The organism is Thalassobius sp. Cn5-15, from assembly GCF_022347685.1.
Classification (GTDB): Bacteria; Pseudomonadota; Alphaproteobacteria; order Rhodobacterales; family Rhodobacteraceae; genus Thalassobius.
This window is the reverse complement of the sequence record NZ_JAKRGF010000001.1, coordinates 467,246-478,916: the sequence shown is the minus strand read 5'-3', so window position 1 is coordinate 478,916 and position 11,671 is coordinate 467,246. Positions and strand designations below refer to the sequence as shown.

The 11,671-nt window shown below is 60.6% G+C and carries 11 protein-coding genes and 1 riboswitch; of the genes, 2 read left to right on the top strand and 9 right to left on the bottom strand.

Annotated elements, in window-relative coordinates; genetic code table 11:
* Window positions 1-3: 3 nt before the first annotated feature.
* The 8 genes from MHM86_RS02260 to gap form a co-directional block, all read right to left on the bottom strand.
* Window positions 4-972, bottom strand: coding sequence for a HesA/MoeB/ThiF family protein (locus tag MHM86_RS02260; protein WP_239195284.1), 969 nt, complete (start codon window positions 970-972; stop codon window positions 4-6).
* Complete coding sequence (locus MHM86_RS02255) at window positions 969-1,565, bottom strand: thiamine phosphate synthase (RefSeq protein ID WP_239195282.1); 597 nt, start codon at window positions 1,563-1,565, stop codon at window positions 969-971. The genes MHM86_RS02260 and MHM86_RS02255 overlap by 4 nt, the downstream gene beginning before the upstream one ends.
* Entirely contained in the window at window positions 1,562-2,332 is a 771-nt protein-coding gene (locus tag MHM86_RS02250) for a thiazole synthase (protein ID WP_239195280.1), read from the bottom strand. Before MHM86_RS02250 ends, MHM86_RS02255 begins: the two co-directional genes overlap by 4 nt.
* Window positions 2,333-2,334: 2 nt before the next feature.
* Entirely contained in the window at window positions 2,335-2,529 is a 195-nt protein-coding gene (gene thiS / locus MHM86_RS02245; protein ID WP_239195278.1) for a sulfur carrier protein ThiS, read from the bottom strand.
* Entirely contained in the window at window positions 2,513-3,487 is a 975-nt protein-coding gene (locus MHM86_RS02240; RefSeq protein WP_239195276.1) for an FAD-dependent oxidoreductase, read from the bottom strand. Before MHM86_RS02240 ends, thiS begins: the two co-directional genes overlap by 17 nt.
* The gene (thiD, locus tag MHM86_RS02235; RefSeq protein ID WP_239195274.1) at window positions 3,484-4,287 is read right to left on the bottom strand and encodes a bifunctional hydroxymethylpyrimidine kinase/phosphomethylpyrimidine kinase; all 804 of its coding nucleotides are present in this window, start codon (window positions 4,285-4,287) and stop codon (window positions 3,484-3,486) included. The genes MHM86_RS02240 and thiD overlap by 4 nt, the downstream gene beginning before the upstream one ends.
* An 86-nt stretch (window positions 4,288-4,373) precedes the next feature.
* A riboswitch (TPP riboswitch) is annotated at window positions 4,374-4,480 on the bottom strand.
* 112 nt (window positions 4,481-4,592) lie between these two features.
* Window positions 4,593-4,736, bottom strand: a complete 144-nt coding sequence (locus MHM86_RS02230; protein ID WP_239195273.1) for a glyceraldehyde-3-phosphate dehydrogenase — start codon at window positions 4,734-4,736, stop codon at window positions 4,593-4,595.
* 97 nt (window positions 4,737-4,833) lie between these two features.
* The gene (gene gap, locus MHM86_RS02225) at window positions 4,834-5,847 is read right to left on the bottom strand and encodes a type I glyceraldehyde-3-phosphate dehydrogenase (protein ID WP_239195272.1); all 1,014 of its coding nucleotides are present in this window, start codon (window positions 5,845-5,847) and stop codon (window positions 4,834-4,836) included.
* Window positions 5,848-6,078: 231 nt separating this feature from the next.
* On the opposite strand from gap, the gene MHM86_RS02220 reads away from it, so the two are divergent.
* Both MHM86_RS02220 and MHM86_RS02215 read left to right on the top strand, forming a co-directional pair.
* Entirely contained in the window at window positions 6,079-7,053 is a 975-nt protein-coding gene (locus MHM86_RS02220; protein WP_239195271.1) for a DUF808 domain-containing protein, read from the top strand.
* Window positions 7,054-7,266: 213 nt separating this feature from the next.
* Entirely contained in the window at window positions 7,267-9,540 is a 2,274-nt protein-coding gene (locus MHM86_RS02215) for a right-handed parallel beta-helix repeat-containing protein (RefSeq protein ID WP_239195270.1), read from the top strand.
* Window positions 9,541-9,621: 81 nt separating this feature from the next.
* On the opposite strand, the gene tkt is transcribed toward MHM86_RS02215, so the two are convergent.
* Window positions 9,622-11,643, bottom strand: coding sequence for a transketolase (tkt, locus tag MHM86_RS02210; RefSeq protein WP_239195269.1), 2,022 nt, complete (start codon window positions 11,641-11,643; stop codon window positions 9,622-9,624).
* Window positions 11,644-11,671: the final 28 nt, after the last annotated feature.

Here is an 11,671-nt window from a genome sequence, read left to right as displayed (position 1 = left end):
AAATCATGAGGCAGAGGCCGCGACGAGAACTATTTCGCCGGGCCAGTGGGGGGCTATCGCTTCCGCCGCACGCCAAGCGCGCAGGCCGGTGGCACAACACAGGGCCAGACGGGTGTCTGGCTGTATATCTTGGAGCGTAGGGGCACTCAGCAGGTCCTGTGCTGCCATATGACGTGCAGCGGGGTGCAGTGGCTGGACGCCTTCGCGCAGTTCAATGATGTGGTCCTGCGCGCTCAGGTCAGCGGCGGCGACGAAGCGGAAGGCCGTCTCAGGTTCCGGGGCGGAATCAAACCGGAAGCTGGCAGAGCGCAGGCTGCCGGCGTCGAACTGTACCATCTGTCCCAGTGGCGATGGCGTGACACCCAACAGATGGTTCAGCGCCATCTGTGCCTGCATCGCACCGATGATGCCCACCACTGGACCCAAGACACCGGCAGTTTCACAACTGGCGCCGCTGTCGGGCGCATCGGGGAACAGGGCGCGCAGCGATGGTGCTGTGGCGCAAAATCCGCCTGCATATCCGCCAAGCCCCAGCACCGATGCGCTAAAGAGGGGGGTGTTTTCTGCAAGGCACAAATCGCTCAGAAGATAGCTGACCGCATAGCTGTCAGCGCAGTCCAGTACAATGTCCGCATCGCCAACCAGTGCAGGCGCGGTGGCGGGCGTCAGCGCCTCCACCCGTGCTTCGACCACACTATCGCTGTTGATGGCACGACAGCGGGCGGCGGCAACCTTGGCCTTGGGGTGGTCGCAGTCTGCCTCCGTGAACAGGGTCTGGCGGTGCAGGTTGGACAGCGCCACCGTGTCGCCGTCTACGATGATCAACCGTCCGATGCCTGCACCTGCGAGCAGCGGCAGCGCAGGTGCAGCCAGGCCGCCCGCACCGATGATTAGCGCGGTGGCCTTTTTCAGGCGCGTCTGGCCTTCAAGGCCCACCTCAGGCAGCAGGGTCTGGCGGGCGTAACGGGTCATCGTGTCGCCTCGATCCACTGGTGCACGCGGCCCTCTGGATCTGCGTTGAGCGTGATATCCGTCACAGCCGATACAATATCGGCCCCCGCCTCCAACACATCTGCGGCGCGTTCGACGGACATGCCGCCAATGCCCACCAGCGGGATGGTCCCAACGCGGGCTTTCCATTCGGTGACACGCGGCAGGCCCTGCTGATGCCACTTCATCTTTTTCAGGATGGTGGGGTAAACGGGGCCAAGGGCGACATAATCGGGCTGCATCGCCAGCACACGCTCCAATTCATCATCGTCATGCGTGGAAACACCCAGCTTGATGCCCGCACGGCGGATCGCGGACAGGTCGGCCTCGTCCAGATCCTCTTGGCCCAGATGGATCCAGTCACATCCCAGATCAATCGCCTGCTGCCAATAGTCATTGATCACCAAGATTGCGTTATGTTTACGGGCCAGATCACGCGACAGGGCCATCTCACGGGCGACCACATCGTCGGGCTGATCTTTCATCCGCAGCTGAACCAGCTTGACGCCAAGCGGCAGCATGCGGGCCAGCCAGTCGGAATGATCAAAGATTGGGTAAAAACGGTCGAGGCTCATGACAGAAACGCCTTTCCAATCACAGGGGTTGACGCTTCGGCCATATCGCGGGCTTCGATCGGGTCTGCCTGATGGGCCATACGTCCGGCGTTGACCGCGCCCATCATTGCCTGCGCCATCGCCACCGGATCGCCAGCGCGGGCGACAGCCGTGTTGAGCAGTACAGCGTCATACCCCATTTCCATTGCAGCGGCTGCATGGCTGGGCAGGCCGATGCCTGCGTCCACCACAAGGGGGATATCGGAAAACTCTGCCCGCATTGCGCGCAGGCCATAGGTGTTGTTGAGGCCACGCCCCGAGCCAATGGGCGCGCCCCAGGGCATCAGCACCTCACAGCCCGCTTCCAGCAGGCGTTCAGCAACGATTAGATCCTCTGTCGTGTAGGGAAAGACCTCAAAACCATCCTCTGTCAGGATCCGCGCCGCCTCTACCAAGGCGAACACATCCGGTTGCAGGCTATCGGTGTGACCGATCACTTCCAGCTTGATCCATTTGGTGCCAAACACCTCCTGCGCCATATGGGCAGTGGTCACAGCCTCTTTCACCGTGTGGCAGCCAGCGGTGTTGGGCAGGATCAACACGTCCAGATCCGCAATCATCTGCCAGAAGGCCTGACCGGTACCGCCCGCACCCTCGCGGCGCAGTGACACGGTGGCGACACCTGCGCCACTGGCACGAAACGCCTGTTCCAGAATGGCGGGACTGGGATATTGCGCGGTGCCCAACATCAATGGGTTGGGCAGATCAACGCCGTAAAACTGTTTCATCCTCAGCCCCCCTGCATCGGTGCGACAACCTCAACACGGTCGCCGTCTGTCAGGGCGTGGCCCGCGCGTAATCCGGCGGGCACGAAATCCTCGTTCACTGCGGTGGCCACACGGCCCGAAAAGCCGCATTCTGGCAGCAGTTCGGCCAAAGTGGTGGCGGCAACCTCGCGCTGCTCGCCGTTAAGCACGATCTTCATCGACCATCTCCGAATGGGTGTTGTTAAGCGCCAGATCAGCGACGCCGCGGGCCAGCGCGGGGGCCAGCAGGTAGCCGTGACGGTAAAGGCCGTTGGCATAAATCGTATGCCCCAGCCGCCGGATGCGGGGCAGGTTGTCAGGGAAAGCAGGGCGCAGATCGACGCCGATTTCCAGCACCTCTGCCTCACCAAAGGCGGGGTTTAGCGCGTAGGCGGCGCTGAGCAGTTCCAGCATAGACCGCGCGGTGATGCGGCTGCTGTCCTCTGCCTCGATCATCGTGGCGCCCAGCATGTAGATGCCGTCACCACGCGGAACGATGTAAAGCGGCATGCGTGGATGCAACAGGCGCACAGGACGCGTCAGGGTCACATCGGGGCAGCGAATGACCAGCATCTCGCCCTTGACGCCGCGCAGGTCGTGCAGAAACTCACGGGCATGCAGGCCGCGGCAGTCAATCGCGTTGCGCAATTGCGTGGGCGCCAGACGCTTGTGAAAGGTAACGCCTTTGTCTTGCAGAGCGTTATAAAGATCCTGCAGTGCGCGGCGCGGGTCCAGATGTGCCTCATCCTCAAAGAGAAGCCCTTTGGAGAAGCCATGCAGGTCTGGTTCCAGATCGGCAATCTCTGCACCGACCTCACGAAACCCCTCGGTGCGGCGGCCAAACCGGCGCAAGTCGGGCAGGTCGCGGCGGTTGGCAACCACCAGCGTGCCATGGCGCTGTACGGGCGTGCGGGCGGCCCACCAGTCAATTGCCTGCTGGCCGAGGCGCAAAACCGGCTCCTCAGCGTTTTCAAATTCGCACCACGGTGCCAGCATGCCGCCAGCCCACCACGAACAACCATGCGGGCCGGGTGGACCCGCAGGATCAAACACCTGCACCTCTGCACCGCGTTCGACAAGCTCGCTGGCCACGGCCAGGCCGGCAACGCCCGCGCCTATGACAGACCAGACGGTCATGCAGGCCAAACCGCGTGGAAGTGATGAACCGGCCCGTGCCCCATGCCAATGTGCAGATCATCAGCCACGGCAATGGCGGCCTGCAGGTAGGCGTGTGCCTCAGACACAGCCTCTGTCAGGGGCAAACCTTTGGCCAGACCAGCCGCGATGGAGGAGGATAGGGTGCAGCCGGTGCCGTGGGTGTTGGTCGTCTGGCGGCGCGGGGCGGAGAATTCAGCCACAACCTCACCATCTGCGATCAGCAGGTCATGACAGATGTCACCGGTCGCGTGCCCGCCTTTCATCAACACTGCCGCTGCGCCCAGATCGCAGAGCGCGACGCCTTGCGTCACCATCTCTTCACGGGTGGTGGCAACCGCTGTGTCCAAGAGGCAGGCCGCCTCAGGCAGGTTGGGCGTCAGCACGGTGGCACGTGGCAACAGCACATTGCGCAGGGTGGCGACCGCGTCTTCGGCCAAGAGCGCATCGCCGGATTTGGCAATCATGACGGGATCCAGCACCACCGGCCCCTGATAGGCGACCAGCCCGTCGGTGACGCAATGGATAATCTCCGGTGTTGCCAGCATGCCGATTTTGACTGCGTGCACATCAAGGTCGCCCAGAACCGCGTCAATCTGCGCCCGCACCACATCCAGCGGGATGCCATGGACGGCGGTCACCGCTTGGGTGTTTTGCGCGGTGACCGCTGTGATGACAGAGGCGCCGTAAACGCCAAGTGCTGACATCGCTTTCAGGTCGGCCTGAATGCCTGCGCCGCCGCCGCTGTCGGATCCGGCAATCGTCAATGCAATCTGCGCCATATTGGTGTTCCTTTGATAGGTGGCACCGAACGATGGGGGGATCTGTGGTGGGACGATGCGCACCTGCAACTAAGGGGCTAACGTCGTCAACGCAACAGACCGTTCCCTACGCCGGAATTGCCCGGATCAGGTTCGATGGGTTGGCACGTTCACGCCTCTCAGCCCCTCAACGGAGGCACCCCAACGGTTCAGATTTCGGGTAGCAATTTCGGCGCGGACTGTCAAATGATGCGGACTGGCAAATGATCAGGCGTCTGTGGGGCGTTTGAAGAAGAGCGGTGCGTCCGCACTACGTTGCCGCGTGGTCAGCGCCAGAAGGCGAGCCATTCGATGAATTCGTCAAACTTCTTGCCGAGGAACAACAGTGTATCGCCCCCCGTCAACAAAAGATCGCCGCCAATAAAGGCGACGATCAAAAGTCCCAGGGCAATGGCAATCTGGTTGGTCATCAGGTCGATCCCGTAAAGGTAGCGGTGGTGAAGGGGCGTGCCCCTTCATGCCTGTGATCGAAGGTCAAATCAACCGTATCGCGACAAGTTGCCTTAATTACAGCAGCTTGCCCATCGCAACAGCCACATCAGCCATGCGGCAGGAGAAGCCCCATTCGTTGTCGTACCACGCCAGAACGCGCACCAGACGACCGCCGGTCACTTTGGTCTGATCAGGGGCAAAGATCGAGCTTTCTTCGGTGTGGTTGAAGTCGATCGAAACCTTCTGCTCGGTGTCGTAACCAAGAACACCTTTGAGCGCGCCAGCGGCGGCTTCGGCCACAACGGCGTTGACCTCTTCTGCGGTCACGTCGCGCTGTGCGATGAAGGTCAGGTCAACGGCGGACACGTTCGGGGTCGGAACGCGCACGGCAGAACCATCCAGTTTGCCCTTGAGCGCCGGCAGAACCTCACCCAGTGCTTTGGCGGCACCTGTGGAGGTCGGAATCATCGACATGGCCGCAGCACGTGCGCGGTACAGATCTTTGTGACGACGGTCCAGCGTCGGCTGATCGCCGGTGTAGCTGTGGATGGTGGTCATGATGCCGGATTCGATGCCGACCGTTTCGTGCAGCACTTTGGCCAGCGGCGCCAGACAGTTGGTGGTGCAGGAGCCGTTCGAGATCATGGTGTCACCAGCGGCCAGTTCGCTGTCGTTCACCCCCATGACGATGGTTTTCTGAACGTTCTTTGCAGGGGCGGAGATCAGAACCGATTTGGCACCCTGTTCGATGTGTTTTTGCGCTTTGTCACCGTCGTTGAACTGACCGGTGCATTCCAGAACCACGTCAACACCGGACCAGTCCAGTTCGTTCATGTCGTAGGTCGACTGTACCTCGAACTTGCCACGGCCCAGATCCATCCAGTTCTTGCCGTTCTCTTCGCCGGTGGTCACTTCGTTTACAAAACGGCCGTGCACCGAGTCATAGCGCACCAGATGCGCCGCTGTGTCCAGCGGGCCGGTGGCGTTGATTTTCACAACTTCGATGTCCTCACGCGCGCTTTCGGCGATGTGCATGAGGGTACAACGGCCGATGCGGCCAAATCCGTTGATGCCGACTTTGATGGTCATGGCACTAAGACTCCTGTCTGCGTTAGCTTGCCCGTGCTATAGGCCCGCTTTGGTGCAGCGGAAAGGGTAAAACGACGCCCCCGTTATTGATGTTGGCGCAAACATGAACCGATTGCGCTAACGTGGGCGCAATCATGTTCTTTCGGTTGTGGAGCCAATGGGTTAGGTTGGCGCTAACGAGGTGCGGCGCAGTTCTGTGACGACACCAGACACTACGTAAAGAGGTACGTGATGAGCGGTTTGTTGGCCCTGTTGGATGATGTGGCAGCCATTGCCAAAGTTGCGGCAACCAGCGTTGATGATGTGGCGGCAGCCGCGGCCAAGGCGGGATCGAAAACCGCCGGTGTTATCATCGATGATGCGGCGGTTACGCCGAAATACGTGCAGGGCTTTGCGCCAGCGCGTGAACTGCCGATCATCTGGAAGATCGCCCGTGGATCGCTGTTTAACAAGTTGATCATTCTTCTGCCCATTGCGATGCTTTTGTCGAACTTCGCCCCATGGCTGATCACGCCCCTGTTGATGCTGGGCGGCAGCTACCTGTGTTTTGAAGGTGCGGAAAAGGTGTTCCACGTCCTGTTTCCCCACGGGGATAAGCATATCGCGGAGGATATGTCGGTCAAAGATCCGGGGCATCTTGAGGAACAGAAGGTCAAAGGCGCGATTAAGACCGATTTCATTCTGTCAGCAGAGATTATGACCATCTCGCTTGCCGCGATTGAGGTCAGCAATGTCTATATGGAGGCGGCGACCTTGGCGGTTGTGGCCATTTTCATCACGCTGGCGGTCTACGGGTCGGTTGCGCTGATCGTAAAGATGGATGACGTCGGCCTGCATCTGGCCCAAAACAGCGGGCTTGGCGCCGTGCAGCGGTTTGGTCGTGGGTTGGTGAAATTTATGCCAGTCTTGATGCGCGCCTTGTCGATTATCGGCACTGCAGCGATGCTGTGGGTGGGCGGATCGATTATGATTCACGGGCTTTATGACCTGGGCATGCCACATCCCTATAAAGACATTCATAACCTCGCCGTCGCTGCCGCTGATGGTGCGGCTGAGAACATGCACGGGTTCGTCGAGTGGGCTGTGACGGCACTGGCGGATGGCGTGTTGGGGTTGATCTACGGCTTGTTGCTGATCCCGCTGGTGACCCGCGTGATCAGCCCGCTGATCGGGTTGATTTCGGGCAATTCGCCCGCAGCACACTAAGGGATAATTTGAGTATTTTCAGAATATTGAAAGACGATTTTGATGTTCTGATGTTTTCCCGAATTCCAAATCGGGGTGAGGCGGGGGTGCGCTCCTGCCATGCGTTTTCTGCATGGCTCCTATGCCTTGCATCACAAGGCTGCGGCGTCATAACAAAGCTGTAAATCCCACGCCAGCGTTGCAAGCAGGGTGCAGATTTAACGGAATACTCTCATGAAGACACTACGATTGGCAGCCTCTGGGCTGTCTTTACTCTTGGGCGCGACCTGCCTTCAGGCCGCGGACCTACAGGTGAACCTTGGCACCGAGGGGCAGGGCGGTGTTGCCCTGCGCTTCCCGTTTGCGGTCACAGATGGGCGCGCGAATTTGGTGCAGCTGAACTGGCAGCGCGGCACGGATAACAGTGAAAGCTGGAGCGCTGGACTGATGCACCGTCGCCAGGTCAATGGCGATTGGGTGCTGGGCCTTGGCGGTTTCGCCGAGCGCAGCAAGGATCGCAACGGCAAACGGTTTACCCAGTTGGGCCTGTCGGCCGATGCGCTGAGCGACAGTTTTGAAGCCCGCGCGAATGCCTACCTGCCGGTGGGCAAGACGTCGCGGCGCAACAGTGGTTTTGACCGCTTAAGCGAAGCGGACGGAACCATCCGCTTCCTTGGCGGGCGCAGTTTGGCAATGCGCGGCATTGATTTTGAACTGGGCCCGCGAGTCAGTTTTGCCGCGCTTGGTGGTGGTTCTATGGGGCTGTTTGGGGGCGGCTATGTGTTTGACCACGATGATAGCGCCGTCCTGCGCGGTGCAACTGTGCGGGCAGAAGTGCGGCTGGATGCGCCTTTGACGCAGGTGCCGGGTGCACATCTGCGCGCGGGCCTGCTGGGGGAACGGGTGTCGGGCAATACGGATGCCACCGCCTATGTTTCGCTGTCGATCCCGCTGGGGGGTGGTACGGGTACCGGTGCGGCCCAGGGGCAAGCGCTGGCAGGCACGCTGACCCAAGATGTGATTCGCCGCCGCCACGTGACCACCCAGCAGGGCGCTTATGGCGACGCCGAAGCGGTCAGTATGAACGGGCGTGAGCTGCGCCGGTTTACCCGTGTGTCTGACAGTGGTCTGGCGCAGGCGGTGACTGATGCGGGGGCAGACTCGCTGGTCTTTGCTTCGGGTGATTTTGACGAGGCTGGCGGGGTGACCCTGGCGTCTGGTCAGGCAGTTGTGGGCGGTGGCGCTGGCGTGACGCTGCGTGCGGTCAGTGGCACAGAAATGGTGCTGCACAATGAGGCGTCAGAGGCCTCCTTGACCGTCGGGGACGGTGTTGTAGCGGTGCAATTTGCCGACGGTAGCGGTGTTGCTGGCGTTAGCCTGTCGGGGGGCAGCGTTGGGTTGCAAGCCGCAGGTGTCAGCAATATCTGGGCCGATCGCGTTGGCGTCAGCGGCACCAGTGGTGACGGCGTGCAGTTCTCGCAGGTCACCGGCGCGCGATTGACCGGCCTGTCGGTGTCTGATGTTGGCGGCAATGCGGTGTCGATTTCAGGCAGCAGCTCTGTTGCGGTGGATGGCCTCGCCGTGGCGCGGGCCGGTGAAAACGGTGTTTTGCTGCGCGACAGCGATGGCTTCAGCCTGCGCAATGCCAGTTTTACGGACATGCCGATCTGTGAAAACAACAGCCTGTGTGAATTTTCGATCTTTTCGCCCAGTTCGGTGCCCAATTCGGCGGTGAATGCTGTCGGACTGCGCAATGCGCAGTTCGAAGACATCACGATGACGGATGTGACCTATGGCTTCTTCCTCGGCTCCGAGGTTGCGGAGGAGAACTTTGACTACACCATTGCCACCGCAGCAACAGACATCAGCCTGCGCAATGTAGCGGTCACCAACAGCCGCCGCGAAGCCATTCTGGCGGTGGCGGTCGACAATCTGGAGATGGAAAACATCACCATCGACAACAGCGCCCAAGCGCGTGAGATGGATCTGGTGGTGATTCAGTCCGGCGGAACCACCCGCATGAACAATGCAACCCTTGAGGGCGGGGTCAACGGGCTTATGTTTGTCAACGGTCTGGGCTTTGATGCTTCGGTCATTGACCCCGATATGACCTTTAGCAACATCACCATTGACGGCGCGTCGCGGGCAGGAATCTTCCTCAACCCGGTGCATAATGTCAGTTTCGAAAACGTCGCGATCTCTAACGTGGGCACCCATGGTGTGCACCTTTTGGGGGACAATTTCGGGTTCAACGGTGGACCGGTCGTGAATGTCGATTTCACCAACGTGTCGGTGGAGAACGCGGCCAACTCTGGGGTGAACTTCTTTGGTCCGGTGGTGGATGCGACTGGTGCGATCACGGTGACCAACACCCCCGGTGACTGCGCGGCCTTCACCGGTTCGTTCACAGGCACCGCATTGGCCAATGCTGTGGGCGAGGGGCTGACCATCAATGGCACCGCGATGACCACGGCAGAACTGGAAAACTGCACCGGTTCGCCGTTCTGATCGCGCGGCCCCTGGAAACCAAGAAGGGCGCCCAAATCTGGGCGCCCTTTTTATTGATTGGTCTGGCATTCTGCGCCGGGCTTAGCCCAGCAGAGCTTTGACCTTTTCGGCCACAGCTTCGGCAGTGATGCCGAATTTTTCGTACAGAACATTTGCCGGAGCAGAGGCGCCGAAGCCTTCCATGCCGACAAACGCCGCCTTGGTTTCGCGGCCACGGTTGCCCAGCAGGTATTTGTCCCAGCCACCGTCGCGCACGCCAGCTTCGACGCCCACACGCACGGGGCCAGCGGGCAAGACGCGTTTGCGGTAGGCTTCGTCCTGTGCGTCGAACAGTTCCATGCAGGGCATGGAAACGACGCGGGTGCCGATGCCTTCGGCCTGCAGGATGTCGCGGGCGGCCAGAGCAATCTCCACCTCAGACCCTGTAGCGATCAGGATCGCCTGACGTTTGCCTTCGCTGTCGGCCAGAACATAGCCGCCTTGGGCAGTCAGGTTCTTGGTGGTGTGTTTGGTGCGCACAGTGGGCACGCCCTGACGGGTCAGCGACAGAACCGACGGGGTCTTTTGCGCGGTCAGTGCAATTTCCCAGCTTTCGGCGGTTTCAATGGTGTCGGCGGGACGGAACACATAGGTGTTCGGGGTCGCGCGGCTGATGGCGACATGTTCCACCGGCTGGTGGGTCGGGCCATCTTCGCCCAGACCAATAGAATCGTGGGTCATGACAAAGACCGACGGGATCTGCATCAGCGCGGCCAGACGCATCGCTGGACGCGCGTAGTCGGTGAAGGCCATGAAGGTGCCGCCGTAGGGGCGGATGCCACCATGCAGCGCCATGCCGTTCATCGCAGCCGCCATACCGTGTTCACGGATGCCCCAGTAGACATAACGACCCTTGCGGTTGTCGGTGTCGAAAATGCCCAGATCGCCAGTTTTGGTGTTGTTGGAACCGGTCAGGTCGGCAGAGCCGCCAACGGTTTCGGACATCACCGGGTTCACTGCGGCCAGTACTTTTTCGGATGATGCACGGGTGGCCAGTTTAGGCTGGTCTTCGCTCATCTGTTTTTTCAGGGCCCGGATGGTGGGCGCCAGACGCTTGGGCGCTTCGCGCTCAAAAATGCGGGCAAATTCGGCCTGCTTACGCTCGGAAATCGACGCCAGACGTGCGTCCCATGCAGCGCGCTCTTCTGCGCCGCGGGCACCGATGGCTTCCCATGCGGATTTGATGTCGGCGGGGATTTCGAACGGGGCGTGGTCCCAGCCGTAGGCTGCTTTTGTGTCAGCAATCAGCTGTTCGTCGGTCAGTGCGCCGTGACCCTTGGAGGTGTCTTGCGCGGCAGAGCCCAGTGCGATGTGCGTTTTGCAGGCGATCATCGACGGTTTTCCCGCCTTTTTCGCCGCAACAATCGCCGCGTCGATCGCTTCGGGATCGTGACCGTCGATTTCCTGAACGTGCCAGTTGGCGGATTTGAAGCGCTGAACCTGATCGATGCGGCAGGACAGATCAACGGTGCCATCAATGGTGATGTTGTTGTTGTCCCAGAACACGATCAGCTTGGACAGCTCATGACGGCCGGCCAGACCCAGCGCTTCCTGGCTGATACCTTCCATCAGGCAGCCGTCGCCGGCGATCACATAAGTGTGGTGATCAACGATCTTCTTGCCGTACTGGCCCCGCAGAATTTCCTCTGCCATGGCGAAACCCACGGCGGTGGCGATGCCCTGGCCCAGCGGGCCTGTGGTGGTTTCGATGCCACCGGCGTGACCGAATTCGGGGTGACCTGCGGTGCGTGCGCCCCACTGACGGAAGTTTTTGATCTCTTCCAGGGTCATGTCCTCATAGCCGGTCAGGTGCAGCAGCGAATACAGCAGCATGGAACCGTGGCCAGCCGACAGAATGAACCGGTCGCGGTCGGGCCAGTTTGGCGCCTTGGCGTCAAACTTCAGGTGCTTTTCATAAAGAACAGTGGCAACATCGGCCATGCCCATCGGCATGCCAGAGTGGCCAGAGTTGGCGGCGCGGATTGCATCCAGTGTGAGGGTCCGGATGGCTGCGGCTTTGGACCAGTGATCCGGGTGGGCAGAACGCAGAGCAGAGATATCCACGGGGGGCTTCCTTTGATCAGGGCTTCGT

Excerpts from the sequence above, each read along its gene's own strand:
- MHM86_RS02260 (WP_239195284.1), bottom strand. The coding sequence starts at position 972 with ATGACCCGTTACGCCCGCCAGACCCTGCTGCCTGAGGTGGGCCTTGAA.
- thiD (WP_239195274.1), bottom strand. The coding sequence starts at position 4,287 with ATGGCGCAGATTGCATTGACGATTGCCGGATCCGACAGCGGCGGCGGC.
- MHM86_RS02230 (WP_239195273.1), bottom strand. The coding sequence starts at position 4,736 with ATGACCAACCAGATTGCCATTGCCCTGGGACTTTTGATCGTCGCCTTT.
- MHM86_RS02255 (WP_239195282.1), bottom strand. The coding sequence starts at position 1,565 with ATGAGCCTCGACCGTTTTTACCCAATCTTTGATCATTCCGACTGGCTG.
- gap (WP_239195272.1), bottom strand. The coding sequence starts at position 5,847 with ATGACCATCAAAGTCGGCATCAACGGATTTGGCCGCATCGGCCGTTGT.
- MHM86_RS02220 (WP_239195271.1), top strand. The coding sequence starts at position 6,079 with ATGAGCGGTTTGTTGGCCCTGTTGGATGATGTGGCAGCCATTGCCAAA.
- MHM86_RS02215 (WP_239195270.1), top strand. The coding sequence starts at position 7,267 with ATGAAGACACTACGATTGGCAGCCTCTGGGCTGTCTTTACTCTTGGGC.
- MHM86_RS02240 (WP_239195276.1), bottom strand. The coding sequence starts at position 3,487 with ATGACCGTCTGGTCTGTCATAGGCGCGGGCGTTGCCGGCCTGGCCGTG.
- MHM86_RS02250 (WP_239195280.1), bottom strand. The coding sequence starts at position 2,332 with ATGAAACAGTTTTACGGCGTTGATCTGCCCAACCCATTGATGTTGGGC.
- thiS (WP_239195278.1), bottom strand. The coding sequence starts at position 2,529 with ATGAAGATCGTGCTTAACGGCGAGCAGCGCGAGGTTGCCGCCACCACT.